Source organism: Pseudomonas sp. PB103, from assembly GCF_009764635.1.
GTDB lineage: Bacteria > Pseudomonadota > Gammaproteobacteria > Pseudomonadales > Pseudomonadaceae > Aquipseudomonas.
Genome location: NZ_RWIL01000053.1, coordinates 22,708 through 47,453, shown reverse-complemented (window position 1 = coordinate 47,453; position 24,746 = coordinate 22,708). Strand labels below are relative to the sequence as shown.

The 24,746-nt window shown below is 60.5% G+C and carries 26 protein-coding genes, 1 pseudogene and 1 riboswitch; of the genes and pseudogenes, 7 read left to right on the top strand and 20 right to left on the bottom strand.

Going from position 1 to position 24,746, the window contains the following annotated elements:
• Positions 1–49 precede the first annotated feature (49 nt).
• The 11 genes from EJA70_RS10570 to cobO form a co-directional block, all read right to left on the bottom strand.
• Positions 50–454 carry a MarR family winged helix-turn-helix transcriptional regulator gene (locus tag EJA70_RS10570; protein WP_158830702.1) on the bottom strand — a complete coding sequence of 135 codons (405 nt, stop codon included), beginning with the start codon at positions 452–454 and terminating at the stop codon, positions 50–52.
• Between the two features lie 125 nt (positions 455–579).
• Entirely contained in the window at positions 580–1,311 is a 732-nt protein-coding gene (locus EJA70_RS10565; protein ID WP_158830701.1) for an adenosylcobinamide-GDP ribazoletransferase, read from the bottom strand.
• A gap of 1 nt (position 1,312) precedes the next feature.
• Positions 1,313–1,888: an alpha-ribazole phosphatase family protein gene (cobC, locus tag EJA70_RS10560; protein ID WP_158830700.1), complete on the bottom strand. Its 576-nt coding sequence runs from the start codon at positions 1,886–1,888 to the stop codon at positions 1,313–1,315.
• A complete protein-coding gene (gene cobT, locus EJA70_RS10555; RefSeq protein WP_158830699.1) occupies positions 1,885–2,940 on the bottom strand; it encodes a nicotinate-nucleotide--dimethylbenzimidazole phosphoribosyltransferase in 1,056 nt (351 codons plus the stop codon). The genes cobC and cobT overlap by 4 nt, the downstream gene beginning before the upstream one ends.
• Entirely contained in the window at positions 2,937–3,458 is a 522-nt protein-coding gene (cobU, locus tag EJA70_RS10550; protein WP_158830698.1) for a bifunctional adenosylcobinamide kinase/adenosylcobinamide-phosphate guanylyltransferase, read from the bottom strand. Before cobU ends, cobT begins: the two co-directional genes overlap by 4 nt.
• 122 nt (positions 3,459–3,580) lie before the next feature.
• Positions 3,581–5,032: a cobyric acid synthase gene (locus tag EJA70_RS10545; protein WP_158830697.1), complete on the bottom strand. Its 1,452-nt coding sequence runs from the start codon at positions 5,030–5,032 to the stop codon at positions 3,581–3,583.
• On the bottom strand, positions 5,029–6,021 hold the full coding sequence (cobD, locus tag EJA70_RS10540; protein ID WP_158830696.1) for a threonine-phosphate decarboxylase CobD: 993 nt from the start codon (positions 6,019–6,021) through the stop codon (positions 5,029–5,031). Before cobD ends, EJA70_RS10545 begins: the two co-directional genes overlap by 4 nt.
• The gene (gene cbiB, locus EJA70_RS10535) at positions 6,014–6,922 is read right to left on the bottom strand and encodes an adenosylcobinamide-phosphate synthase CbiB (RefSeq protein ID WP_158830695.1); all 909 of its coding nucleotides are present in this window, start codon (positions 6,920–6,922) and stop codon (positions 6,014–6,016) included. The genes cobD and cbiB overlap by 8 nt, the downstream gene beginning before the upstream one ends.
• Positions 6,919–7,569: a 5,6-dimethylbenzimidazole synthase gene (bluB, locus tag EJA70_RS10530; protein ID WP_158830694.1), complete on the bottom strand. Its 651-nt coding sequence runs from the start codon at positions 7,567–7,569 to the stop codon at positions 6,919–6,921. The genes cbiB and bluB overlap by 4 nt, the downstream gene beginning before the upstream one ends.
• Entirely contained in the window at positions 7,566–8,966 is a 1,401-nt protein-coding gene (locus EJA70_RS10525; protein WP_158830693.1) for a cobyrinate a,c-diamide synthase, read from the bottom strand. The genes bluB and EJA70_RS10525 overlap by 4 nt, the downstream gene beginning before the upstream one ends.
• Positions 8,963–9,574, bottom strand: a complete 612-nt coding sequence (cobO, locus tag EJA70_RS10520; protein ID WP_003223053.1) for a cob(I)yrinic acid a,c-diamide adenosyltransferase — start codon at positions 9,572–9,574, stop codon at positions 8,963–8,965. The genes EJA70_RS10525 and cobO overlap by 4 nt, the downstream gene beginning before the upstream one ends.
• 80 nt (positions 9,575–9,654) lie before the next feature.
• Positions 9,655–9,885: riboswitch (cobalamin riboswitch) on the bottom strand.
• 163 nt (positions 9,886–10,048) lie between these two features.
• Between cobO and EJA70_RS10515 the strand changes: the two genes are divergently transcribed.
• Together EJA70_RS10515 and EJA70_RS10510 are read left to right on the top strand one after the other, a co-directional pair.
• A complete protein-coding gene (locus EJA70_RS10515; RefSeq protein ID WP_008082926.1) occupies positions 10,049–10,633 on the top strand; it encodes a hypothetical protein in 585 nt (194 codons plus the stop codon).
• Between the two features lie 66 nt (positions 10,634–10,699).
• Positions 10,700–12,013: a sorbosone dehydrogenase family protein gene (locus tag EJA70_RS10510; RefSeq protein ID WP_158830692.1), complete on the top strand. Its 1,314-nt coding sequence runs from the start codon at positions 10,700–10,702 to the stop codon at positions 12,011–12,013.
• Positions 12,014–12,097: 84 nt separating this feature from the next.
• Here EJA70_RS10510 and EJA70_RS10505 read toward each other — a convergent pair whose 3' ends face one another.
• The 6 genes from EJA70_RS10505 to EJA70_RS10480 form a co-directional block, all read right to left on the bottom strand.
• Positions 12,098–12,571 (bottom strand): hypothetical protein, encoded by a 474-nt coding sequence (locus EJA70_RS10505; protein WP_158830691.1) that lies wholly within the window; start codon positions 12,569–12,571, stop codon positions 12,098–12,100.
• A 208-nt stretch (positions 12,572–12,779) separates the two neighbouring features.
• A complete protein-coding gene (locus EJA70_RS10500; protein WP_008082929.1) occupies positions 12,780–13,316 on the bottom strand; it encodes a C40 family peptidase in 537 nt (178 codons plus the stop codon).
• A 220-nt stretch (positions 13,317–13,536) separates the two neighbouring features.
• Complete coding sequence (locus tag EJA70_RS10495) at positions 13,537–14,154, bottom strand: C40 family peptidase (RefSeq protein ID WP_008082930.1); 618 nt, start codon at positions 14,152–14,154, stop codon at positions 13,537–13,539.
• Between the two features lie 226 nt (positions 14,155–14,380).
• Complete coding sequence (gene hda / locus EJA70_RS10490) at positions 14,381–15,085, bottom strand: DnaA regulatory inactivator Hda (protein ID WP_008082931.1); 705 nt, start codon at positions 15,083–15,085, stop codon at positions 14,381–14,383.
• Positions 15,086–15,301: 216 nt separating this feature from the next.
• Complete coding sequence (locus EJA70_RS10485) at positions 15,302–16,375, bottom strand: AI-2E family transporter (RefSeq protein WP_158830690.1); 1,074 nt, start codon at positions 16,373–16,375, stop codon at positions 15,302–15,304.
• A gap of 34 nt (positions 16,376–16,409) precedes the next feature.
• Complete coding sequence (locus tag EJA70_RS10480; protein ID WP_158830689.1) at positions 16,410–17,468, bottom strand: DUF2066 domain-containing protein; 1,059 nt, start codon at positions 17,466–17,468, stop codon at positions 16,410–16,412.
• A gap of 373 nt (positions 17,469–17,841) precedes the next feature.
• Between EJA70_RS10480 and purM the strand changes: the two genes are divergently transcribed.
• The 3 genes from purM to EJA70_RS10465 are packed head-to-tail and all read left to right on the top strand — an operon-like array spanning position 17,842 to position 20,272.
• Positions 17,842–18,900, top strand: coding sequence for a phosphoribosylformylglycinamidine cyclo-ligase (gene purM, locus EJA70_RS10475; RefSeq protein WP_053118528.1), 1,059 nt, complete (start codon positions 17,842–17,844; stop codon positions 18,898–18,900).
• The gene (gene purN / locus EJA70_RS10470) at positions 18,900–19,550 is read left to right on the top strand and encodes a phosphoribosylglycinamide formyltransferase (RefSeq protein ID WP_158830688.1); all 651 of its coding nucleotides are present in this window, start codon (positions 18,900–18,902) and stop codon (positions 19,548–19,550) included. The genes purM and purN overlap by 1 nt, the downstream gene beginning before the upstream one ends.
• An 8-nt stretch (positions 19,551–19,558) precedes the next feature.
• Entirely contained in the window at positions 19,559–20,272 is a 714-nt protein-coding gene (locus EJA70_RS10465; RefSeq protein WP_008082942.1) for a DUF3108 domain-containing protein, read from the top strand.
• A 153-nt stretch (positions 20,273–20,425) separates the two neighbouring features.
• On the opposite strand, the gene EJA70_RS31370 is transcribed toward EJA70_RS10465, so the two are convergent.
• From EJA70_RS31370 to EJA70_RS10455, 3 genes and pseudogenes are all read right to left on the bottom strand, one after another.
• Positions 20,426–21,289, bottom strand: coding sequence for a methyl-accepting chemotaxis protein (locus tag EJA70_RS31370; RefSeq protein ID WP_371924549.1), 864 nt, complete (start codon positions 21,287–21,289; stop codon positions 20,426–20,428).
• Positions 21,281–22,051, bottom strand: a pseudogene (locus EJA70_RS31365) (MCP four helix bundle domain-containing protein); the annotation flags it as partial. The pseudogene EJA70_RS31365 and the gene EJA70_RS31370, both read right to left, overlap by 9 nt.
• A 130-nt stretch (positions 22,052–22,181) precedes the next feature.
• Entirely contained in the window at positions 22,182–23,237 is a 1,056-nt protein-coding gene (locus EJA70_RS10455; protein ID WP_158830686.1) for an amidohydrolase family protein, read from the bottom strand.
• Positions 23,238–23,365: 128 nt separating this feature from the next.
• Here EJA70_RS10455 and EJA70_RS10450 point away from each other — a divergent pair, with 128 nt between their 5' ends.
• Positions 23,366–23,782 carry an OsmC family protein gene (locus EJA70_RS10450; protein ID WP_008082948.1) on the top strand — a complete coding sequence of 139 codons (417 nt, stop codon included), beginning with the start codon at positions 23,366–23,368 and terminating at the stop codon, positions 23,780–23,782.
• A 61-nt stretch (positions 23,783–23,843) separates the two neighbouring features.
• Entirely contained in the window at positions 23,844–24,707 is an 864-nt protein-coding gene (locus EJA70_RS10445) for a pirin family protein (RefSeq protein WP_158830685.1), read from the top strand.
• Positions 24,708–24,746 lie beyond the last annotated feature (39 nt).

Sequence of the window (24,746 nt, the reverse complement as noted above, 5' to 3'; positions counted from 1 at the left end):
GTTCTCCGCTTGCGGGTATATACCCGCTTGAGTTTGGAAGAAACCGGCCTCAGGCCAGTTCATCCAGCAATCTGAGCAAGGTTCCACGCTTCTCGGCGCCCAAGCGATCAATCAACCGTTGCTGCGCCGCCTCCCACGCCGGCAAGGCCGCCGCCAGGCGTTGCGCACCGGTTTCGGTGAGACGGACGATGCGGTTACGCATGTCCTCACCTTCGGCCAGCGCCACCAATCCTTCACCTTCGAGAACGCGCAGATTGCGCCCGAGGGTGCTGCGATCCAGGCCCATGGCTTCAGCCAGTTCCGAGATGCTCGGTTGATCCAGACGTTGCAGGTTGCACAGCAAAGAATACTGCGCAACGTTGATCCCGAAGCCATCGAGAGCGCCGTCGTAATGCCTGCTGACGCCACGAGCGGCGCGACGCAGGTTGGTGCACAAACACTGAGAAGGAAGCATGATGCGTGTATATACCCGCGACTGTGTTAAATCAAGTTACAGATGAAAAGATCGCAGCCTTCGGCAGCTCCTACAGGTTTACGCGAACCGATGTAGGAGCTGCCGAAGGCTGCGATCTTTTGATTCTAAATCAGCACAACACCAACCAACACCACCATCTCCAGCAATTCCAGCAACGCCCCCGCCGTATCGCCCGTCGTTCCGCCCAGCCGTCGCATCATCACTCGCCGCAGCCAGCTAAAAACGGCGATCGAAATGACCAACGCAACAACCGCGCTAAACCCGGCGATCAACCAACACGCCAGCGCACTCACCCCGAGCACCCACCACCCGGCCCGACGCGGCAAATGATCCGCCAACGCCTGCCCCAACCCACCCGCACGTACATACGGCGTGGTCAGAAACAGCCCGAGCAACGCCGCCCGTCCAAGCACCGGCACAATGATCAAAACGATCCCATGCCCCTGCTCGATCAACGCCAACAGCGCAGCAAACTTGAGCAGCAACACCAGCACCAGCGTCACCACCGCAATCGGCCCGCTGCGCGGATCTTTCATGATCGTCAGCGTGCGCTCGCGATCACCAAAGCCACCGAGCCAGGCATCGGCGCTGTCGGCCAGGCCATCGAGGTGCAACGCGCCGCTGAGCAACACCCAAGCCGTCAACAACAGCGCTGCATGCAGCAACAGCGGCGCGCCGGCCAACGCCAGATTCAATGCCCAGAGGATCACGCCAAACAGCAAGCCCACCAGCGGATAAAACAACAGCGAACGGCCAAGCTGCTGCGGCTCGGGCATTCCCGGCAGACGAATCGGCAGACTGCTGAGAAATTGCAGGGCGATCCACAGCGGCAACATGTCAGCGACCTTCCTTGAGTGAACCGTCAGCCTCGACTGTCAGCGCAAACATTGCGCCATGCCCGACTTCAACATTGAGCAGTTGTTCGCGCGGCAAGCCTCGCGCCTGCGCCAGTAACAAACGCATGACGCCGCCGTGGCTGATCAGCAAAACCCGCTCCCCGGCATACGCCGCGTGCAGCCGCGATACCGCTGCCAACACTCGCGCAGAAAAATCACTGACCGGCTCACCTTGCGGCGGTGTAAAGCCGTAAGGATCAGCCCAAAACAGTCCCAACGCCTCAGCGTCAGTCTCCATCAACGCTGCCGCGCTCTGGCCTTCCCACGCACCGAAATGCAGTTCCTGCAGATCCTTGTCCAACTGCACCGGCAGATTCAATTGCTCACCGAGTTCTGCGGCAAACCGCGCACAACGCTGCAACGGCGAGCTGACCAGTCGATCCCACGGCCCGCTCTCAGCCACCGCTGCACGCATCTGCGCCCAGCCCTTCTCGGTGAGCGCGTCGTCGAGACTGCCGCGCAGACCACCGCCCAATTCAGTCTCACCGTGGCGCAGCAGGTCGAGATTCAATGTCATGCCGGGCGATCCGCCACCGCCGCTTCGGCGAACGTCGCCATCTGCCCGTGCAGATCGCAGGCCAGACGCAACAGCGGCACAGCCAACGCCGCCCCACTGCCCTCGCCCAGACGCAGACCAAGTTCCAGCAACGGCTCGGCGCCGAGCGCTTCGAGCACATGCCGATGCCCCGGCTCGGCGCCACGATGACCGAACAACAGCCACTCGCGGCACGCCGGATTCAAACGCACCGCGACCAGCGCCGCGACCGTGCAGATGAAGCCGTCGACGAGCACCGCCACACCTTCCTGCGCACACGCCAGATAAGCACCGACCAGCGCGGCAATTTCGAAACCACCGAGGTTGAACAACGTCTGCAACGCATCACCGCGCTGCGCCGCATGCAGCGCCAGGGCACGCTCGATCACTTGCGCTTTGTGGCGGACGCCTTCAGCGTTCAAACCTGTGCCGGGGCCGGTCAGGTGCGTCACCGGGCAATCAAGCAACGCGCACGCCAGCGCACTGGCTGCGGTGGTGTTGCCAATGCCCATTTCGCCGCCGATGAACAACTGCGCACCCGCCGCTTTCGCGCGCAAGGCGCTGTCACGACCGGCTTGCAACGCCAGTTCGCCCTGGGCTTGGGTCATCGCCGCGCCGTCGACGAAATTCGCAGTGCCGGGACCGATGTTCAAGTGACGTACGCCTGGCAGGTTCAGCGTCGGCGTCACGGTGCCCAGATCGACCACTTCCAGTTGCGCGCCAAGTTGCCGCGCGAGCACGCTGATCGCCGCGCCACCGCTGACGAAATTGAGCAGCATCTGCCCGGTAACTTCCTGCGGGAACGCCGAAACGCCTTCAGCGACCACGCCGTGATCACTGGCAAAAATCGCGATCCAGACCTGTTCCAGCGTCGGCTTGACCTGACCTTGCAGCCCGGCCAGTTGCACCGCCACCGATTCCAGGCGACCGAGCGAACCAGCCGGTTTGGTCAGTTGCTGCTGACGCGCCGCCGCTTGCGCAAGCACCTCGGCGTTCAGCGGTTGGCACGGGTTCAGCCACCAGGTTTGAGTCATAACGCAGATCCTTTCAGAGTCAGGGGCAGGCCGGCGACGGTCAGCACGACACGCTGACAGCGCTCAGCCAGAGCTTGATGCAGCCAACCGGCTTCATCGACGTAGCGGCGAGTCAATTCGCCCAGCGGCACGACACCCATTCCGGTCTCGTTGCTGACAAAAATGATTTCCCCCGGCAGCGTGGCCAGGCAGTTGAGCAAGGCTTCGCGCTCGGCGATGAGGCGTTCGGCGTCGTCGAGCATCAGCAGGTTGGTCAGCCACAGCGTCAGGCAATCGACCAGCAGGCAACGCTCGGCGCCGGCCGACTCACGCAGGACGCGAGCCAGTTCGAGGGGTTCTTCGATCAGTGCCCACTCGGCTGGACGACGGGCGCGATGATGGGCGACGCGCTCGCTCATCTCGCCATCGAGCGGTTGGCTGGTGGCGATGTAAGTAACGGCAAGATTGCTGTCGCTGGCGAGTTTTTCTGCCAGGCGGCTTTTGCCGGAGCGGGCGCCGCCGAGGATCAGTTGGAGCATGGGGACATCCTGAAAATTATGGGTTGAGACGACTGGCGCTATCGCGAGCAGGCTCACTCCTACAAGGGAACGCGGTCAACTGTAGGAGTGAGCCTGCTCGCGATGAGGCCATTGAACCCACCTCAAATCCCACAGAGCTGACGCAACAGATCGGTATCCAGATGCTTTTCCACCAGATCCGCCAAGCGCTCGATATCGCGCTCGCGCAACCCGTGGTAATCCACTTCCTGCACATCGTTCAACCCGGCCCAACGCAGCAACGCCGCACTCGCCGCCGGTGATTCAAACAAGCCATGCAGATACGTGCCGAATACCTGCCCATCAACACTCTGTGCACCGTCGCAACGGCCGTCGTCCAGATGCACCGCCGCATTCTCCAGCGCCGCCCCGGTCGTCACGCCTGCATGAATTTCGTAACCACTGACCTCGGCATTTTCAAGCGCCAAACGCCCACGCACATTGCGCAATTGCTTGTCGGCCTCAAGCGTCGTTTCAAACGCCAGCAAAGCCAAACCGGCACTCGAACCGGGCGCGCCTTCAAGACCGAGCGGATCATGCACCTGCTCACCGAGCATCTGCAGACCACCACAAATCCCCAGCACTTTGCCGCCGTAGCGCAAATGCCGATTGATCGCTGTGTCCCAACCATTGGCGCGCAAATAGGCGAGATCGCTGCGCACGCTTTTCGAGCCCGGCAGAATGATCAGATCGGCAGCCGTAATCGCCTGCCCCGGCCCGACAAATTGCAGGTCGACCTGCGGGTGCAGACGCAGCGGATCAAAATCGGTGTGGTTGCTGATGCGCGGCAGCACCGGCACCACCACTTTCAGCACTTGTTCGGCCTTGTCGGTCTGGCGCTGATCGATGCCGTCCTCGGCTTCCAGATGCAGATCCATCACATACGGCAGCACGCCCACCACCGGTTTGCCGGTGCGCTCCTCCAACCAATCAAGGCCCGGTTGCAGCAAGGCAATGTCGCCGCGAAAACGGTTGATGATGAAGCCTTTGACCCGCGCCTGTTCACTCGGCGAGAGCAGCTCCAGCGTGCCGACCAGATGGGCAAAAACCCCGCCGCGATTGATGTCGGCAATCAGCAGCACCGGGCAATCCACCGCTTCGGCAAAGCCCATGTTGGCGATGTCGCCAGCGCGCAGATTGATCTCGGCCGGCGAGCCTGCGCCCTCGACCATCACCAGTGGATACGCAGCACTGAGCCGCTCGTGAGAAACCAGAACAGCTTTCATCGCGATGGCTTTGTAGTCGTGATAGGCCACGGCATTCATCGACGTGACCGCGCGACCGTGAATGATCACTTGGGCGCCGGTGTCGCTGTTCGGCTTGAGCAGCACCGGGTTCATGTCGGTGTGCGGTTCGAGGAACGCCGCTTGCGCCTGCACCGCTTGCGCACGACCGATCTCGCCGCCGTCTGCCGTCACCGCGCTGTTGAGCGCCATGTTCTGCGGCTTGAACGGCACCACCGCGACGCCCTGACGGGTTGCCCAGCGGCACAGTGCGGTCACCAGTGTGCTTTTACCGGCGTCGGAAGTGGTGCCCTGCACCATCAAGGTGGTCATGGATTGTCCTTGGCGAAGGCGATTAACGCCTGTTCGAGTCGCGCTTCCTCGGCCGCATCAGCAGGCAGGCCGAAACGCAGGCTGCTGTTATGGGTGAAGATGCGCAGGAGGATGCCGCGTCGGGCCATGAATTCGTGCAACGCCTCGGCGTGCTCAGTCACCAGCCACTGAAACAGCGCGCAGCCGCCCTGCGGTTTGAAGCCGTGGCGTTCGAGCAACGACGCCAGCCGTGCGCTCGCTGCTTCGCTGCGCATCCGCTGGCGCGTGTGGTTTTCAGTGTCTTGCAGACAGGCCTGCCCGAGCACCCGGGTCGGCCCGCTGACCGCCCACGGCCCGACCTGCTCGGCGAGCAACTTGAGTAACTTGCGCTCGGCCAGTACAAAGCCCAGCCGCACCCCGGCCAGACCGAAAAACTTGCCGAACGATCGCAGCACGATCAGCCCGACCTGATGCGCATGCGCCGCCAGGCTCAGGTGCGGCGTGTTGTCCATGAACGCTTCATCGACCACCAGCCAACCGCCGCGCTGCGCCAGTCGCGCATGCCAGTCGAGCAGCCGCGCCGGGGTCAGGCTCAGGCCGGTCGGGTTGTTCGGATTGACCACCACCAGCACGTCAAGGCTGTCGAGGAAAAACTCGACTTCCTGCTCCAGCACTTCACGCACGATATAGCCACTGCGCCGCCACGCTTCGGCATGCTCGGCATAGCACGGCGACAACACGCCGACCTTGCCGGCGCGACGTAAACGCGGCAGCAACTGGATGGCCATCTGCGAACCGGCGACCGGCAGCACTTGCGTCGCGCCGTAGTAATCACACGCGGCCTGCTCCAGACCGTCATCGGTTTCCGGCAAGCGCGCCCAGGCACGCAGCGGGATTTCCGGGATCGGAAAGGGCCACGGCGCGAGACCGCTGGACAGGTCGAGCCAGTCCGCCTCGGCGATGCCGTAATCGTGCGCCGCCTTACGCAGTCGGCCACCGTGCTCAAGCATAGAATTCAGCCCCCACGCAGAGAATCAGCAGCCATAACCATACCCCGCGCTGGACCAATTGCCAGCCACGGTCGATGGAATCGGCATCGGCCGGAGCGCCTTCGCCAAGTTGCGGACGCTCATGCAGTTCGCCGTGGTAAATCGCCGGGCCACCCAATTCAACACCCAACGCTCCAGCGCCAGACGCCATCACCGGGCCGGCGTTGGGGCTGTCCCAGTTTGGCGCCTGCGTACGCCAGCACTTCAAGGCGAGTCGGGTTTTGCCCAATAGCGCGTAGGTCAACGCCACCAGACGCGCAGGAATGTAGTTGAGCACGTCGTCGATTTTCGCTGCGGCCCAGCCGAAACGCTCAAAGCGCTCGTTGCGATAACCCCACATCGCATCAAGCGTGTTGCTCAAGCGATAGAGCACTACGCCCGGGGCACCGGCGACGACAAACCAGAACAGCGCGGCAAACACCGCATCACTGCCGTTTTCCAGCACTGATTCGGTGGCGGCGCGGGCCACGGCGGTGCTGTCGAGTTCATCGGTCTGGCGGCTGACCAGATAGCCGACTCGCTTGCGCGCTTCGTCCAGATCATCCGCGCGCAACGCTGCGGCCACCGGGGCGACATGCTCGCCGAGGCTGCGCATGCCGAGGGCGCAATACAACGCGAGAATTTCGACCACCCAACCCACGTACGGCGCCCATGATAAGGCCGTGGCAAGCAACGTCAGCGGCAGCACCGCGATTACCCACGCAGTGACACCATGGCTGCGCCAGCCACGACCACCGCCGTTGAAACGTTGCTCGATGCGCCCGGCAAAATTGCCGAACGCCACCAGCGGATGCCAGCGTTTCGGTTCACCGAGCAGCGCATCCAGCGCCACTGCGGCGACACTCAACAACGCCACACTCATTGACTCACTCCCCAATAATTTTCATACAGCAACTCATTCAGCGGCCGCGCCTGCGCCCACCCTTCGAGTACCAGCATCGGCGCGGAATAGAATTCCTTGACCGGACCCAGGCACAAAACAGCCAGGGGTTTGGCGCCTGCCGGCAATTTCAGCAGATCGGCGAGTGCCTGTGGCTCGAACAGCGAGACCCAGCCCATGCCCAAGCCTTCTGCGCGCGAGGCCAGCCAGAGGTTTTGAATCGCGCAGGACAATGACGCCATGTCCATTTCCGGCAGCGTGCGGCGCCCGAAAATGTGCTTGTCGCGATCGTCCATCAGCGCGGCGACCAGCACTTCAGCGCAGTCGTTGATGCCTTCGACCTTGAGTTTCATGAACTCGTCACTGCGCTCGCCGAGGGCTTCAGCGGTGCGGATGCGCTCTTCTTCGACGAGATTCTGGATCTGGCCGCGCAACGTTCGGTCGCTGATGCGAATGAAGCGCCAGGGCTGCATCAGGCCGACGCTTGGCGCCTGGTGGGCGGCTTCCAAAAGTCGGCGCAACAGCTCTGGCTCGACGCTGCCACCGGTGAAGTGGCGCATGTCGCGGCGTTCGGCGATGGCTCTGTAAACCGCTTCGCGCTCGGCTTCGGAGAATGCGTTGTCGGTCATGGCCCCATCGCTGGCAAGCCAGCTCCCACAGGGGATTGCATTTCTTCAGGAAGCTCACCTTCCACTGTGGGAGCTGGCTTGCCAGCGATGGCGGCCTGGAGGCCAGGCGCAAACAACGCAGCGACAGCCGCAGGATTCGACGGAAAATAGAAGTGCACATAAGAAGCCGTCATCCGCCCTTCCCGATAAACCGCCTCGGCGCCGCGCCCACCATTCGGGCTCAGCCCTCGAGCAATCGGCGTCAGCTCGGTGGTGGTCAGCGAATGATGATAAGTGTGCCCACGCAACGAACCTTCCGGCAGATCCACCGCCTGCAACGCCAACGCCGCCAGACGCTTCTGCATCACCGCGTCGCCCTTGAGCAGCCCAACCAGCTCAGCGCGAGTGCCTTCAACATCCGTCAGCGAATCGAGCAAATACAGCATCCCGCCACACTCAGCGAGCAACGGCTTGCCCGCCGCATGGTGCGCACGGATTGCCGCAACCATCGCGGTGTTCTGCGACAACGCAACATGGTGCAATTCCGGATAACCGCCCGGCAGGTACAGACTGTCCGCCTCCGGCAATTGCGTATCGCGGATCGGCGAGAAAAAGCTCAACTCGGCGCCCATCGCGCGCAGCAGATCCAGGCTAGCGCCGTAAGTGAAGGCAAACGCCTCATCACGTGCAACGGCAATGCGCACATTCTTCAGCAGCGGCTCAACCGCGACGACGTCCGGCGCGGCAAATTCCACGGCCGGTGGCAGCGCTACCTCGCAGCTGCTGGCGAGCGCTTCGGCTGCGGCGTCGAGGCGCACATCGAGGTCATTCAGTTCGCTGGCCTGAACCAGCCCCAGATGCCGACTTGGCAATTCGATGCCGGTCTCGCGCGACAACGCGCCGTACCAACGCAGACCTTCGGTAAGACTGCCTTCCAACAATTGCGCATGGCGCAACGTGCCAACCCGGTTGGCCAACACCCCGGCAAATGGCAGATCCGGCTGATACTTGGCCAGTCCCAGCGCCAGCGCACCAAAGGTCTGCGCCATCGCTGTGCCGTCGATCACTCCGAGCACCGGCACACCAAAATGCCGCGCCAGATCCGCGCTCGAGGGCGTACCGTCAAAGAGGCCCATCACGCCTTCGATCAGAATCAGATCCGCCTCGGCAGCGGCTTCCCACAACAGACGACGACTCTCCTGCTCGCCGACCATCCACATGTCCAGTTGATACACCGGCGCACCGCTGGCGCGCTCGAGGATCATCGGGTCGAGAAAGTCCGGGCCGCATTTGAACACGCGCACTTTGCGCCCCTGATTGCGATGCAAACGGGCGAGCGCAGCGGTGACAGTGGTCTTGCCCTGACCGGAAGCCGGCGCGGCGATGAGTACCGCCGGGCAGTGACGTGGTTGATTCAAAGTTCGACGCCTTTCTGCGCTTTGATGCCGGCCTGGAAGGCGTGTTTGAGCATGCCCATTTCGGTGACCGTGTCGCCCATCTCGATCATTTCCGGCTTGGCCGCGCGACCGGTGACGATCACGTGCTGCATCGGCGGACGTGCCTGCAGATCGCTGAGCACCTGATCCAGATCGAGGTAACCGTGCTTGAGGGCGATGTTCAATTCATCGAGCACCACCAGGCCGATCGACGGATCACGCAGCAGCTCACGGGAAACCGCCCATGCCGCTTCGGCTGCAGCGATGTCGCGCTGGCGATCCTGGGTTTCCCAGGTGAAGCCCTCGCCCATCACATGGAAGCGCACTTGCTCGGGGAAGCGGCGGAAGAACAATTCTTCGCCGGTGCTGTTCCGCCCCTTGATGAACTGCACCACACCGCACTGCATGCCGTGCCCCATGGCGCGGGCGAGCATGCCGAACGCCGAGCTGCTTTTGCCTTTGCCGTTGCCGGTCAGCACCAGCACCAGGCCGCACTCGTCGGGGGAGTTGGCGATGCGTTCGTCGATCACGGCTTTTTTGCGCTGCATACGCGCCAGATGGCGTTCGTCGCGCTCGGGGGAATCAGTCATGGGGGAGCTCTCCGTTGGGGCTGGATAACGGCGGGCAGGCACAAGAATAGACGGCAAAAAGCCTGGCATCGCCCACCGTGATGCCGCTGGATGGATCAGGCCGGTCTCCGGGCTCATGAGCGGCGTTGGCCTGGCTGCGCGCCTTCCCGCTTCTGTCGAGGCAGTGGCTCAAGGCGCAGCTTTTACTCATTTACCGTTGCGGGGGCAGCGCCGGGATCGTGATTGTTCTTCACCTGAAGACAACCCTCACCGGCTTCCCTGTTTCACTCTGTCGACGTGGGTCACAGAGCACCTGAAACAAGCCGCGAAGGTTAGAGGGTTGGGGGTGGAGCGTCAATTAAAGAGGCGGCCATCGGGCGAATAACTGCCGTCGATCAATTATCCGGCGCCAATCTTGTGCCACACTGATACAAATGATATCAAAGAGCCATGCTTTTCCCGAAAAAGCCCATCACAAGAATAAGGATGATGACGATGCAAGGCATGATCATCAGCAACCCGCGCCTGGAATTCCTGCGCCCGCTGCTTGAACGCTGGTTTGACTGTATCGACCGCTTTAACGCCGTACGCGGCGACAGCGACACACCGTACTGGCATGACGAGAAAGCCAATCTCGGCCTGCTCTCGGCAGCGGCGTGGATGGCCGAACTGGTCACCCTGAACGACACGCCCACGCGCAAACAGAATGAAGAAGGCGAGCGCAATGCCCGCGCCGACCTGTTCATTGCCAGCGCCGAAGATCGCGCTTACATTCAGGCCACGCAGCGCTGGCCACGGGTCACCAACCTCAACCTGACCCAAGCCCTGCTCGACATTACCAACGATGCCAAACGCATCAGCTTTGCCAGCGACCTCAAGCTCGGCTGCCTGTTTGTCGCCCCGCAAAAAGCCCAGCACAGCGCCAGCCCCGAAGAGCTGCAAGACATGGTCGACGACCTGCAAAAGGAACACACCTGCGCGGTCGCCTGGTATTTCCCCTACGCCTACCGCAAATTGCGCAGCGAAGCCGGCAATTATCATCCCGGCATTGCCGTGCTGTTCAAGGAAGCCCGCGGCTGAGCAGTTGAACCATCGGGCTTGCGCCCTCCTCTATGATTAGGAATGCATTCATAGGGAAGATCAGCAATGCGCAAGCCCCAGCTCGTTTTCGTCATCGCCCTCGCCGGAGGGCTCGCCGCCTGCGGTGAATCCTCCAGCCTGCAAGTCACCGACGGCACCGGCCCGTCGCCGAAATTGCCTGAACCGAACAAGACCCTGATCCCGACGGTGAACATCGCCCCGGCGATCGGCTGGCCCGAGGGCGGCAAACCGACGGCGGCGGCCGGCACTCAAGTCGCGGCATTTGCCGAAGGCCTCGATCACCCGCGCTGGCTCTACGTGCTGCCCAACGGTGATGTGCTGGTGGCGGAAACCAATGCCCCTCCGAAACCCGACGACAGCAGCGGCGTTCGTGGCTGGGTCATGAAGAAAGTCATGGGCAAGGCCGGGGCCGGCGTGCCGAGCCCGAACCGCATCACCCTGCTGCGCGACGCCGACCACGATGGCGTGGCCGAGACGCGCACGGTGTTTTTGCAGAACCTCAATTCGCCCTTTGGCATGACCCTGGTCGGCAATGATCTGTACGTCGCTGATACCGATCGCCTGTTGCGCTTTCACTACGAACCCGGCGCGACCGAGATCAAGTCGCAGCCAATCAAAGTGACCGATCTGCCCGGCGGCACGCTGAATCATCACTGGACCAAAAACGTGATTGCCAGCAAGGACGGTAGCAAGCTCTACGTCACTGTGGGCTCGAACAGTAACGTCGGCGAGAACGGCCTGGATAAAGAAGAAGGCCGCGCGGCGATCTGGGAAGTCGACCGGGCGACCGGCAATCACCGGATTTTCGCTTCGGGCATTCGCAACCCCAACGGCCTGGCTTGGGAGCCTACCAGCGGCGCACTGTGGACAGCGGTCAACGAGCGTGACGAGATCGGCAGCGACCTGGTGCCGGATTACATCACTTCAGTGAAGGACGGCGGTTTCTACGGCTGGCCGTTCAGTTATTACGGGCAGCACATCGATGTGCGGGTGTCGCCACAGAATCTGGATCTGGTGGCCAAGGCCATCGCCCCGGATTACGCGGTCGGCCCGCACACCGCATCGCTCGGCCTGAGCTTCGCCGAAGGCAACACCTTGCCAGCGCAGTTCAAGGAAGGCGCGTTCATCGGCCAGCATGGATCGTGGAACCGTAAACCGCACAGTGGCTACAAGGTGATTTTTGTGCCGTTTACCGGCGGCAAGCCGAGCGGCAAACCGGTGGATGTGCTGACCGGGTTCCTCGACAAGGACGAAAACGCGCTGGGGCGCCCGGTGGGCGTGGTGATCGACCAGCAAGGTGGCTTGTTGGTGGCGGATGATGTTGGCAACAAGGTTTGGCGAGTGTCCGCAACCAAATAAACCAGATGGCACATGCCCACGATTGGGAGGTTTTCACTTCGCTCTCGTGGACATGTCCAACTAACCCGCGCAACCCACAATCAATCAGTTGCGAAGGATCGAGTGCTTCAGCTTGCGCATTGCCACTTCAAAAAACACACCTAAAAACAACGACATTAACGCCCCCATTTCCTGATCTGGAATCCGCTCTATAAAGCCAATGAAGTGGGAACCGACCGACCACGCAAAAAGAACACCCCCCCAAAAATAAAATACATTTCCCAAGACATTGCCGATAATGTCAAACACACGCGCTATCCGAACAGCTTCGGCACGAGGCATTTCGTGAATATTGAAATATATATACGCCAAAGTTGTTGCAACAATGCAAAGCCCTAGCTTCCACAAAGAGTTACGTGCTGAGACCTGCGAGTTCACAATCTTAGCCAGCCACCCTGGAACCTCGGTCGCAGCGTCTGCCCAGCCCATTTGGAGCAAACCATACACAACTAAAATCAGTGTTGGCACTATTGCGAATGAAAACGCTCTGAACTTCCACTTCCTGAGAATAAACTTCATGATTTTCCTGACGCAATAAAGGGCTCGTACGAAATACGAAGCACGAGGACTAAAACTTTGAAGATTGAAACAGACATTATTTTTATGGCAAATCCACGATAGCGCCCTCCCATAACGATTAAATATGGAGAGTCGGAGCACAATTCATAGATGCGTTCACCCGTCAAGCGATGAGCATAATATTCAAAAATCAGCGCTCGCTTACGGATTAAGGGTTGTGCGCCAGATGCTCAGGCTGCAATACGCGCTTGGCGCTTAGATAGGCCTTCTGCCAATACGCCTTCGACAGGCTGTCGAGCTTCACCGTGCCGCCCGTTGCCGGAGCATGCACGAAGCGCCCCTCACCAACGTAAATCCCCGCATGACTGACCTGCGAGCCGCCATTGGTGGCGAAGAAGATCAGGTCGCCGGTCTGCAAGCCTTCCTTGCCGACATTCGGTGCCTGCATCACGATCAGCTCACGCGTCGAACGCGGCAGGGAGATACCGGCTGCGTCGCGGTAAACAAAACCGATCAAACCACTGCAATCAAAACCCGAATCCGGCGTGTTGCCGCCCCAACGATAAGGCGTGCCGACCAGACCAAGCGCGCGAAACAGCACGTCTTCAGCAGCCGGCGAGAATGATTGAGAGGGGCCGAACACGACCGGCGCGCGAACTACCGGCGCAGGCGGCGGTGTGCGACTGGCGCAGGCGCTGAGCAGCGCTGCACAGAGCATCAATGTGAGGCGGGCCGACATCGTCATAAGCAGAACATCCTGATCTGGCTGCGGCTTTCTCTGCCGGATGGACAGAAAACAAAACCGCCTGCGGAGCACGCAGGCGGTTTGCCATCAATATAGATACAGGATTCTAGCGGCTACGCGGCAAACTTCAAGTAAGACTTTAACTTCACCTTGTAAAGTCTAGGTCTACTCCGTTGCCGGAAGCCATTTTGCCGCTGCGAACGCAGCGACAACGTGGGAATTACTTGCGAGCCGTGACCACGGTCGGGGCCATCGCGAGTGCGCGTTTGGCTTCGATGAAGGTCTTGTTCCAGTAGCTGTCACCCAGGCTGTCGATGCGAACACCGCCGCTGCGACGACTGCTGGAATGGATGAACTGGTTGTCACCCAGGTAGATCCCGGCGTGACTGACACGACCGCGACGACCGTTGGTGGCGAAGAACAGCAGATCGCCCGGCTCAAGGTTGCTGCGCGAAACCAGCGGCGCATCCACGTTGATCATTTCGCGAGTGGAGCGTGGCAGGTTCATGCCGGCTTCTTCGCGGAACAGGTAACCGATGAAACCGCTGCAATCGAAACCGGCTTCGGAGGTACCGCCGAAACGGTAACGGGTACCGATCAGGGACATGCCGCGTTCGAGGATGCTGTCAGCCAGAACAGGAAGCTGATAAGGCTTCTTGCCGTTGAATTCGTTGAGTTCTTTTTCGGTGTCCAGTTCTTCCTGATAAATAACGGAAGACTGGGCCGTGGCAGAATTTTTAACCTGTTGAGGCTGCTCTTGAACTGGAGAATGAGCAGCGCAACCGAACAACAGGGTGACAAATGCGAGAGGCACGAGGGGTGCGAAGCGCTTTAGCATGGGCACGACCGTGGTTGATAGTTGTAAAGAAGCCGAGACTATGCCCGCTATCAGCCTCATTTGCAAATTCAATCGATCTTTTTGTGACTTCTCGGTTTCTCGTTTACATCTAAGCGCTTAAGCCCATTTGAGTCGATACGCGGCCTGCACCCCGTGCAGGAAAGCGGATTTTCTGGCGCCTGAAATATGCCGAACGCCGCTGAGAGCCCCGGAACAAAAGGGATGACTACCAGCCGAGGGTTTCTTTGAGGAAGGGGATGGTCAGCTTGCGTTGCGCCTGCAAAGAGGCCTGATCAAGTTGCTCGAGCAGGTCAAACAGCGCACTCATGCTGCGCGTGCCACGGGTCAAAATAAAATGCCCGACCTCATCGGTCAGGTGCAGACCACGACGCGATGCGCGCAATTGCAAGGCACGCAATTTGTCTTCATCGGAGAGTGGGCGCATCTGGAAAATCAGGGCCATGGTCAGCCGCGACTTCAAGTCGGCCAGTTTGACCGGCAGTTCACGCGGCGAGGTGGAGGCCGCGATGAGCAGGCGGCGACCGCTGTCACGCAAGCGGTTGAACAGATGAAACATCGCCTCTTCCCAATCAGCCTTGCCGGCAATCACCTGCAGATCATCCAGGCAAACCAGTTCGTACTGTTCAAGGTTGTCGAGAATTTCAACACCGCGATCCATCAACTCCGCCAACGGCAGGTACACCGCCGGCTCACCCATCTGTTCGAAACGCAGGCAAGCCGCCTGCAACAGATGCGTGCGCCCTACACCGTGTTTACCCCACAGATAGATCAGGCTTTCTGTCCACCCGGCGTCGGCTTCGCATAGGCGCTCGACATAGCCGAGTGCAGCGGCATTGGCGCCTGGGTAGTAGTTGATGAAGGTGGCGTCGTCACGCAGACGCACACCTAGGGGCAGCTGAATCGGTTTCATGCTGACTGAACAGTTCTCAAGGAACCGTTAGTGGCCTCTGTGTAAAGTTTGCGAAGTTTATACCCGTGAAGCTGAGCGCACAATGCGACAGAGTCCAAGCAAAATCAAAGGTTTGCGTTAACACGCTGGTTTTATGACAGATTCTCTGACGGTGTCTTGCCAGCATTGCCCGCAAGACACGGGCCAACCCGGCTTCCACCGGGCCGCCCGCCGGCATTACAACTCCGGTTCGTCGACACCACTATAAATTTCGGAATCCTTGTACAAGTCGTGGACATGGCGCACCAGCACCATGATCACCGCCGCTACCGGCAGCGCCAGCAGCACCCCGGTGAACCCGAACAGTTCGCCACCCGCCAGAATCGCGAAAATCACCGCGACCGGGTGCAGACCGATGCGGTCACCGACCAGCAACGGCGTCAGCACCATGCCTTCCAGCGCCTGACCGACCATGAACACCGCGACTATCCCGATCATCGGATACAGATCACCACCGAACTGGAACAGCCCGGCAATCAGCGCCGCGCCAATGCCAATGACGAAGCCCATGTACGGCACGATCGCCGCGAGACCTGCGATCAAACCGATCAACAGTCCCAGCTCCAGGCCAACGATCATCAGGCCCGCCGCATAAATCACGCCCAACGCCAGCATCACCAGCAACTGTCCGCGCACGAATGCGCCCAGCACTTCATGACACTCACCCGCCAATGCAACCACGCGCTCTTCACGATCACGCGGCAACAGGCTGCGGATCTTCGCCATCATCACGTCCCAGTCGCGCAGCAAGTAGAAACTCACCACCGGGATCAGCACCAGATTGGCCAACCAGCCAATCAGTGCAAGGCTCGACGCCGTCGCCTGGCTCAGCACCACACTGACGATGTCGGTGGTCTGACCCATGTGCTCGCTGATGGCAGCCTTGACCTTGTCGAATTTCCAGAAGCCGTCCGACAGCCCCAGCTTCGCCTGCGCCCACGGCAGTGCGGTGTGCTGCAGCCAGTCGAGCATCTGCGGCGCCAGCTCGTACAAACGCACTAGCTGCTTGGCGAGCATCGGCACCAGCACCAGCAACAGCGCTGTGACAATCAGGGTGAACAAGGCAAATACCGAGATCACGCCCCAGGTTCGCGACAGACCGAGCCGCTCCAGGCGATCCACCAGCGGATCGAACAGATACGCCAGCAACAGCGCCACCAGGAACGGCGTGAGGATCGGGTGCAGCAACCATACAAACGCGCAAAGCAGGACTACCCCACCGAGCCAGAACCAACGCCGCGTATCGGCCATGTACCACTCCTGTTGCTTCTATATAAGGAAAGACTTACCAGCGAAACCGCAACGACGGCGCCGCCGGTGTCGGGGCAGGCACCGCGATCGGCGCGGCACCTGCCACCGCCGGCTGAGGCGCTGTTACCGGAACCGGGGCTTCGGCAGGCAGTTCCTGCAACTTTGCCAGCGACAATTGCGCGCGCATTTGATCGGCGCTGCCATTGACCTGATAAACGATACGATCGCCGTCAACACTTTGCAGACGCACGCCAAACGGTTCGAGTAACCGCAACAGCGTTGCGTAATGCTCAAGATTCATGCCCTGCACTTCCAGGGTCTGTTGACCCGAAGCACCAGGCTTGGCAACAAAGCGTGGTGCCAGGCGCTCAGCCACCGCGAGCATCACCGCGTCGGCCACGGCAGCCTGATCGGCGCCCTGCACGCTGCCGGCTTCTTTTTGATCGCCCAGCCACAAGTGCCATTTGGCTTGCCACTGCCCGCCTTCTTCGCGCGCATGCACCGCCAGCAAGGCATCCGCGTTGTACCGCTCGGAGGCGCCGCGCAACGGTGCCGCGTCGGTGCCTTCCAGCGCTGGCGCAGTGGCGACCAGTTGTTCACTGAGGTCCGCCAGTGGCAAACGCAGCGGCAAACCGCGATGTTGCGCGGCAGTACGCAACGGTGCAGCAGCGGCTTGACCGTCACCGACCAGGCTTGAACCCTCAGCCGAATCGTTGAGCCACCAACTCAGAATCGACGGCCGACTGGCGCCCCACAACGACAAGCCGGCGCGACGCAGCGCCTGCTCGGTGGTCGCCGGATCGAAATCGACCTTAAGCACCTCCGGCGGCCCGGCATCAAAACCGAACTGACTGATAATTTGCTGCGGGTCCTTGCGAATCGCCGCCAGCCCCGGGTTCTGCGAGGCCTTCGGATCGCCGGTCAGGCGCAGCACCAGCGTGTCGAGCGCCGCTTGCGTAGCGCGATCACGCTCTTGCGGCGCTTGGCCATTGACCGGCTCGCGCACCTGATAAAGGCCTTTGAGGTTTTCGGCGTGACCCGCCAGGCTGATCAATGACAAACAACCGACAAACAATAATTTACAAAAACGCATGGAGAATTCCCGTCGACAGGAGCGGCTGGAACAGGCCGCATGAACCGGTTAAGCAAGGCTGTGACCCTCGGCCGTTGCAAAACATTCACACGGCGGCGATAAGTTTTTGCACAGTGATAACGATAGACGGTTAATCGCCACACCTTATACAGGCAGTCATACGCCTCAATTGCAAAAAATTTCTGCGGATATGGCCCTGCCCGTCGGTGCGAGGATGGCCGCTGCCCCTCAAGCCTGATAAAATCGCGCGCCTTCGCAGACCGGCAACAGCCGGGCCCCTCGAAACTCGCGTGAGGCACTCGCCCCCTCGATTTCGATGTTCCCGCTGAACTCGGTCGTTACCCCTGAATCCCCTCCCCTAAAGGCCTGGATCATGAGCAAGCAACCCTCCCTGAGCTACAAGGACGCCGGTGTAGACATCGACGCCGGTGAAGCATTGGTCGAACGCATCAAGAGCGTCGCCAAGCGCACTGCGCGCCCGGAAGTCATGGGCGGCCTGGGCGGTTTCGGCGCCCTCTGCGAAATCCCGGCCGGCTACAAGCAGCCAGTGCTGGTTTCCGGCACCGACGGCGTTGGCACCAAGCTGCGTCTGGCGCTGAACCTGAACAAGCACGACAGCATCGGCATCGACCTGGTCGCCATGTGCGTCAACGACCTGGTCGTTTGCGGCGCTGAGCCACTGTTCTTCCTCGACTACTACGCCACCGGCAAACTCAATGTCGAGACCGCGACCCAAGTGGTTACCGGTATCGGCGCTGGCTGCGAACTGTCGGGTTGCTCGCTGGTCGGCGGCGAAACCGCTGAAATGCCAGGCATGTACGAAGGCGAAGACTACGACCTGGCCGGCTTCTGCGTCGGCGTCGTGGAAAAAGCTGAAATCATCGACGGCTCGAAAGTCGCCACCGGTGACGCGCTGATCGCTCTGCCATCGTCCGGCCCACACTCGAACGGCTACTCGCTGATCCGCAAGATCATCGAAGTCTCCGGTGCCGACATCGAAAACATCCAGCTCGACGGCAAACCGCTGACCGACCTGCTGATGGCCCCGACCCGCATCTACGTGAAGCCGCTGCTCAAGCTGATCAAAGACACCGGCGCCGTCAAAGCCATGGCCCACATCACCGGTGGCGGCCTGCTCGACAACATCCCGCGCGTGCTGCCAAAAGGCGCTCAGGCTGTTGTTGACGTCGCCAGCTGGACTCGCCCGGCCGTGTTCGACTGGCTGCAAGAGCAAGGCAACGTTGACGAAACCGAGATGCACCGCGTACTCAACTGCGGCGTCGGCATGGTCATCTGCGTGGCTCAGGAGCACGTTGAAGTGGCCCTGAACACCCTGCGTGACGCTGGCGAGCAGCCTTGGGTGATCGGTCAGATCGCTGCTGCCGCCGAAGGCGCAGCTCAGGTTGATCTGCAGAACCTTAAGGCTCATTAATGTCCGCAACCTGTGATGTCGTGGTGCTGTTGTCCGGCACCGGCAGTAACTTGCAGGCCTTGATCGACAGCACGCGGACCGGCGACAGCCCGGTTCGCATCGCTGCGGTGATTTCCAACCGCGCCGACGCCTACGGCCTGCAGCGCGCCAGTGATGCGGGTATCGCCACCCGCTCGCTGGATCACAAGGCATTCGAAGGTCGCGAGGCCTTCGATGCTGCTCTGATCGAACTGATCGACGAATTCAATCCGAAACTCGTGGTACTGGCCGGCTTCATGCGCATTCTCAGCGCTGACTTCGTTCGCCACTACCAGGGGCGCCTGCTCAACATTCACCCGTCGCTGCTGCCCAAATACAAAGGGTTACACACTCATCAGCGCGCCCTGGAGGCCGGTGACACCGAGCACGGCTGCTCCGTCCACTTCGTCACCGAGGAACTCGATGGCGGACCACTGGTCGTACAGGCAGTATTACCGGTAGAGTTGCACGACACGCCGCACAGTCTCGCGCAGCGAGTTCACGTTCAGGAACACCTGATCTATCCGATGGCGGTACGCTGGTTTGCCGAAGGCAGACTGACACTCGGTGAACACGGTGCTTTACTGGATGGCCAGTTACTCGCGGCCAGCGGCCACTTGATTCGACACTAGGAGATATTATGCGTCGCGCCCTGCTCTTCGCTTGCGCTCTGCTCACCCTGCCTTTCGCGCAGGCTGCAGAACTTCAACCGTTCTCCGCCAGCTACACCGCCGACTGGAAGCAGTTGCCCATGAGCGGCACCGCTGAACGCAGCCTGACCAAGGAAGCCAACGGCGTCTGGAAACTCAGCTTCAAGGCCTCGATGATGATCGCCAGCCTGAGTGAAGAAAGCACCCTGACTCTGGACAAGGACACCTTGCTGCCGCAGTCCTACCACTTCGAACGTGGCGGCTTGGGCAAAGCCAAAAAGGCTGATCTGGATTTCGACTGGAACAGCAAGATGGTCACCGGCACCGACCGTGGCGACGCGGTGAAAATCCCGCTGAACCGTGGCATGGTCGACAAGTCCACCTACCAACTGGCACTGCAACATGACGTGGCTGCCGGCAAAAAGACCATGAGCTATCAAGTGGTCGATGACGGCGAAGTCGATACCTATGACTTCCGCGTGCTGGGTTCGGAAAAGGTCGAGACCAAGGCTGGCCAGATCGACGCGATCAAGGTCGAGCGCGTACGCGACCCGACGCAAAGCAAGCGCATCACCGTCCTCTGGTTCGCCAAGGATTGGGATTACCTGCTGGTTCGCCTGCAACAGGTTGAAACCGACGGCAAGGAGTACAACATCATGCTCCAGGACGGCACGGTCAACGGCAAAACCGTTAAAGGCAGCTGATCCATTGCAAGAACAAAGAGCCCCGCGATATGCGGGGCTTTTTTGTGCCCCTGCAGGAGCTGCGGCACGCTGCGATCTTTTGATTCTGATCTTTAAAATCAACATCTAAAGATCGCAGCCTCGTTTCACTCGACAGCTCCTACAGGGGTAATTTCAGACGGAGAATTTGGCGACCATGCTGTTCAGGTCTACCGCCAGCCGCGACAACTCCTGACTCGCCGCACTGGTCTGATTGGCCCCCGCCGACGTCTGCATCGCCAGATCACGAATATTCATCAGGTTGCGATCCACCTCCCGCGCCACCGCCGCCTGCTCCTCCGAAGCGCTGGCGATGACCAGGTTGCGCTCGTTGATCAGGGTAAACGCCGAAGCAATCTCCTCCAGCGCCACGCCTGCCGCTTTGGCCAGTTCCAGCGTCGAACGCGCCCGCACATTGCTTTGCTGCATCGAACTGACCGCCGAATCGGTGCCTTGCTGAATGCCGCCGATCATCTGTTCAATCTCTTGAGTCGATTGCTGCGTGCGATGGGCCAACGCCCGCACCTCATCCGCCACTACGGCGAAGCCTCGCCCCGCGTCACCGGCCCGCGCCGCCTCAATCGCAGCATTCAGCGCCAGAAGATTGGTCTGCTCGGCAATCGATCGAATCACCTCCAGGACTTTGCTGATGCTGTAGACCTTCTGCGCCAGATCCTCCACCTGGTTCGCATTGGCCGTCACATGATCGGCCAGCGATTCGATGGACAACACCGTTTGATGCACCTGTTCGCGGCCATGCTGGGCGATGCGATCGGATTCACGCGAGGCTTCAGAGGTGGCCACCGCATTGCTGGCCACCTCTTCCACCGCGGCTGTCATCTGATTGACCGCCGTGGCCGCCTGTTCGATTTCCAGACTCTGCTGATGCAACCCCCGCGTGGCGTCTTCCGTGACGCAGCTCAATTCTTCAGAGGCTGAGGCCAATTGGCTGGACGACTCGGAGATTTGCCGAATCGTGTCGCGCAGGTTGTGCTGCATGCTCTTCAGCGCCTGTAACAGGCGCGCCGGTTCGTCCTTGCCGCTGATATTGATATCGCCCGTCAGATCGCCACCGGCGACCACTTCGGCCACGCCCAACGATTGCGCCAGCGGCAGCACAATGCTGCGGGTCAGCAGCAGCGCCAGGCCGATGGTGATCAGCGCGGTGACGCCGATCATTACCCCGACCCACACTCGTGAATTGATGAACACCAGCCGTGCCGCTTCAGTGGCAAGATTGGCGTTGTGCTTATTCATCTCAACCAGCTCGCGCAGGATGACGGCGATTTCATCGGCCAACGGACTCATCTGGCCATTAAGGATGGTCGCCGCCTCCTCCACTCGATTCTGCGCAGACAACTGCATGACCTGCGCCTGAAGCTCCAGATATTGGTGCTCGGCGACCTTGAAGCGGTCGAACAGCTTGCGTTCCTCGGGCAATACGATCAGCACGTCATAACGCTGCTGGGCTTCGCTGAGTACGCCACGCAGCTCGTTGAGCTTGGTGACATTCTGCTCAAGCGCCTGCGGATCGCGATTGAGCAGCAGGCGCATGGTCAGCGCACGCAGGCGCAGCATGTCCTGGCTCATCTCGCCCACCGCCATCACGCTCGGTAGCCAGTTGTTGTCGACCTCATCGGACTGCGCGCGCATGTTCGACATTTGCAATAACGCGAACGCCCCGAGGGCAAAGACCATCAGCGCCAACAGGCCAAAACCGAGGCCGGCGCGCGGGGCAATATTGAGACTACGGATACTCATTGCTCTGGTTCCTTCCAAAAGCGCTGCATCAACCCTGCAGCTGGTTGCTTAAGAAGGTATCGGCCCGGCGAAAAATTGCGTAAGACGAAAAGGCGATATCAAAAGGCCTTGATCCTTCAAACGGTCGGCATTAACGATTCAGCGGGGTTTTGCCGGACATGAGCACCGTTCGCGGCAAGATCGCCAGGAAGTTGTCTCGCGCGACTTTGCGCGCAACGCCTTCTGGCAGCGCATCAAGGAACGGATCGAAGCTGTGCATTTCCTGACCGAGCTTGTTGAAACGCCCTACGACGTCCGAGCCAAGCATGAAGCGCTCTGGGTACTTCTCGACCAACGCCAGCCATTCCGCGCGCGGTTTGCCCTGCTCGTCCAGCAGATACGGCGTGAGCATGCTCCAAGACAAATCAATAAACAGATTGGGGTACGCCTCGAGCATGCGCGTCAGGGTCGGCAGCAGGAACGGCAGCTGCGTCTGATGCCGATGGATTTCTGCGCTGGTGCCCGCGTGCGCCCAGATAAACCGCGTGTGCGGGTGTTTGCGCAGCGGCTCCTCGACTTCCTTCAAGTACAGCGGATTTTTCTCACGCTTGGAGGTGATGTTGGAATGCAGCATCACCGGCAGATCGTTCTCGGCGGCCAGATGATAGATCTTGGTCATGGCCTCGTTATTGGCGCGCGGCGTGTCGCCGGCGGTCAGCGCCGTGAGGTCGTCATGCCGGGTAAACACCTCACCGATGCCCTGCCACACGCCCGGATACATCTCGAGCATGCGCTGAATGTGCGCGGCGGAGTTCTTGTCATTGGGGTTGAAGCCCGACAGAAACGGATGAAAGTAGGGACGTTTCTCGGCTGGCAGTTTCTGCACCGCATCGGCAACGATCACGTCAGTCGCGCTGTACCAATAGGCATCAGCATCATCGCCGGCGTAATAACGCGGACGTTTGGGTTCGTCTTCGTGCCACTTCTTCGCCACCGGAATACCGGAAATCATCACATGCTCGACAGAACCGTCCTGCATGGCCGCCAGCAGTTTCGCCATGCCCGCGCTTTCCTGGAAAAAATCCACGTAATGCAAGTGCGCGTCGCTGTAGGTGTATTCGCGGGCGCTGACGTTGCCGGCAAGCAGCAGAAAGCAGGCAAGACTCAAACGATACAGGGACACAAGTAATCTCCAGGAAGTAGGCATAGCCTAGACCGCGCCCTGACAACAAGGGTTCATCCCGCAGGAAAGTGGAACGCGCGCCGGTGGGAATGCTCTATAACTGCAAGGTCTTGTTTGATCGAACGACTTTTCCTACTGCCTGTGAGGTTCCCATGACTGTTACCGTCAATACCGTCTCTGCCGAAGGTTTTCGTCACACAGTCCAGATCGATGACCACGAATTGTTTGCCGATGTGCCGAAATCCGCCGGCGGCGAAGGCTCGGCGCCTGAGCCGCACGATTACTTCGACGCCGCCCTCGGTGCCTGCAAGGCGCTGACCCTGAAGATGTACGCGAAGAAGAAAGACATCCCGCTGACCGGCGTCGGGGTCGACGTCAAACGCGACAACAGTGAGGAGCAGAAAGGCAAATACGTCCTGCACGTCACCCTCACCCTCAAAGGCGTGCTCACCGACGCCCAGCGCGAGGAACTGCTGCGTGTCGCCGACCGTTGCCCGATCCACAAACTGATGACCACCAGCGAAGTGACGATCGAAACCCACGCCCCGCAAGGCTTCGACAGCCAGTAATCCTCCTCATGCCAGCGGCGGGTTATGCTTCTGGCATCACCCGCTCAGCCTGGAATGCACCATGGACACGCAACCCCTGATCATCCGCCCGCGCGCCGAAGACGTCGAAGGCCAGCCGATTCTGCGCCCGTTGCCGTCAGCCAAATGCCGCAGCGTCGGGCCTTTCGTGTTTTTTGATCACATGCTCGAGACGGTTTATCCGACGGGCAAAGGCATGAACATCCGACAACACCCGCACATCGGTCTGTCGACGCTTACGTATCTGTTTGAAGGCCAGCTCCAGCACAAGGACAGCCTCGGCTCCGACCAGGTTGTCGGTGCTGGCGATGTCAGTTGGATGACCGCAGGCAGTGCGATTGCTCACGTCGAGCGCACGCCGGAGCCGTTGTGGGAGCAGAGCTTCACGATGCACGGCTTGCAGATCTGGCTGGCCTCGCCCAAGGATCACGAGCAAGGCCCGGGGCATTACAGCCATCACCCGGCAGCGACCTTGCCGGTCAGCGATAACCTTGGCGTACAGATCCGCATGATTGCCGGGTCAGGCTTTTGCCTGGAATCGCCGGTGCCGGTGCTTTCTCCTACGTTGTATGCCGAAGTGCAGATGCAAACCGCGACTACCCTGCTGATTCCGACCGAGCATGAAGAGCGGGCGGTGTATGTGTTGAGCGGGGATGCGCAGTTGAATGGCCAAGCGATTGAGCCACATGCGTTGGTGGTGTTGCCGGCTGGGGAAGAGATGAGCCTGTTTGCCGAGAGCGATGTACACGCGGTGGTGTTTGGCGGCGCACCGCTGGACGGGCCTCGGCGGATCAACTGGAATTTTGTCGCGAGCGATCCGGCGGCGATCGATGAAGCACGGCGTAAATGGGCGGCCGGCGATTGGCCGACGGTGCCGGGGGAAGTCGAACGGATTGAATTACCGTAGTGCTGTGTCGCCTGTGAGTCAGTCATCGCTGGCAAGCCA

What these genes read in the sequence shown, in the direction of transcription:
- EJA70_RS10505 (WP_158830691.1), bottom strand. Translation starts at nt 12,571, where the DNA reads ATGAAGTTTATTCTCAGGAAGTGGAAGTTCAGAGCGTTTTCATTCGCA.
- EJA70_RS10455 (WP_158830686.1), bottom strand. Translation starts at nt 23,237, where the DNA reads ATGCCTACTTCCTGGAGATTACTTGTGTCCCTGTATCGTTTGAGTCTT.
- purM (WP_053118528.1), top strand. Translation starts at nt 17,842, where the DNA reads ATGAGCAAGCAACCCTCCCTGAGCTACAAGGACGCCGGTGTAGACATC.
- cobC (WP_158830700.1), bottom strand. Translation starts at nt 1,888, where the DNA reads ATGACATTGAATCTCGACCTGCTGCGCCACGGTGAGACTGAATTGGGC.
- bluB (WP_158830694.1), bottom strand. Translation starts at nt 7,569, where the DNA reads ATGACCGACAACGCATTCTCCGAAGCCGAGCGCGAAGCGGTTTACAGA.
- EJA70_RS10480 (WP_158830689.1), bottom strand. Translation starts at nt 17,468, where the DNA reads ATGCGTTTTTGTAAATTATTGTTTGTCGGTTGTTTGTCATTGATCAGC.
- EJA70_RS10545 (WP_158830697.1), bottom strand. Translation starts at nt 5,032, where the DNA reads ATGACCACCTTGATGGTGCAGGGCACCACTTCCGACGCCGGTAAAAGC.
- cobT (WP_158830699.1), bottom strand. Translation starts at nt 2,940, where the DNA reads ATGACTCAAACCTGGTGGCTGAACCCGTGCCAACCGCTGAACGCCGAG.
- cbiB (WP_158830695.1), bottom strand. Translation starts at nt 6,922, where the DNA reads ATGAGTGTGGCGTTGTTGAGTGTCGCCGCAGTGGCGCTGGATGCGCTG.
- EJA70_RS10500 (WP_008082929.1), bottom strand. Translation starts at nt 13,316, where the DNA reads ATGACGATGTCGGCCCGCCTCACATTGATGCTCTGTGCAGCGCTGCTC.
- EJA70_RS10495 (WP_008082930.1), bottom strand. Translation starts at nt 14,154, where the DNA reads ATGCTAAAGCGCTTCGCACCCCTCGTGCCTCTCGCATTTGTCACCCTG.
- EJA70_RS10510 (WP_158830692.1), top strand. Translation starts at nt 10,700, where the DNA reads ATGCGCAAGCCCCAGCTCGTTTTCGTCATCGCCCTCGCCGGAGGGCTC.
- EJA70_RS10485 (WP_158830690.1), bottom strand. Translation starts at nt 16,375, where the DNA reads ATGGCCGATACGCGGCGTTGGTTCTGGCTCGGTGGGGTAGTCCTGCTT.
- EJA70_RS10515 (WP_008082926.1), top strand. Translation starts at nt 10,049, where the DNA reads ATGCAAGGCATGATCATCAGCAACCCGCGCCTGGAATTCCTGCGCCCG.
- cobU (WP_158830698.1), bottom strand. Translation starts at nt 3,458, where the DNA reads ATGCTCCAACTGATCCTCGGCGGCGCCCGCTCCGGCAAAAGCCGCCTG.
- EJA70_RS31370 (WP_371924549.1), bottom strand. Translation starts at nt 21,289, where the DNA reads ATGCAGCACAACCTGCGCGACACGATTCGGCAAATCTCCGAGTCGTCC.
- EJA70_RS10570 (WP_158830702.1), bottom strand. Translation starts at nt 454, where the DNA reads ATGCTTCCTTCTCAGTGTTTGTGCACCAACCTGCGTCGCGCCGCTCGT.
- hda (WP_008082931.1), bottom strand. Translation starts at nt 15,085, where the DNA reads ATGAAACCGATTCAGCTGCCCCTAGGTGTGCGTCTGCGTGACGACGCC.
- purN (WP_158830688.1), top strand. Translation starts at nt 18,900, where the DNA reads ATGTCCGCAACCTGTGATGTCGTGGTGCTGTTGTCCGGCACCGGCAGT.
- EJA70_RS10565 (WP_158830701.1), bottom strand. Translation starts at nt 1,311, where the DNA reads ATGTTGCCGCTGTGGATCGCCCTGCAATTTCTCAGCAGTCTGCCGATT.
- EJA70_RS10445 (WP_158830685.1), top strand. Translation starts at nt 23,844, where the DNA reads ATGGACACGCAACCCCTGATCATCCGCCCGCGCGCCGAAGACGTCGAA.
- EJA70_RS10450 (WP_008082948.1), top strand. Translation starts at nt 23,366, where the DNA reads ATGACTGTTACCGTCAATACCGTCTCTGCCGAAGGTTTTCGTCACACA.
- cobD (WP_158830696.1), bottom strand. Translation starts at nt 6,021, where the DNA reads ATGCTTGAGCACGGTGGCCGACTGCGTAAGGCGGCGCACGATTACGGC.
- cobO (WP_003223053.1), bottom strand. Translation starts at nt 9,574, where the DNA reads ATGACTGATTCCCCCGAGCGCGACGAACGCCATCTGGCGCGTATGCAG.
- EJA70_RS10465 (WP_008082942.1), top strand. Translation starts at nt 19,559, where the DNA reads ATGCGTCGCGCCCTGCTCTTCGCTTGCGCTCTGCTCACCCTGCCTTTC.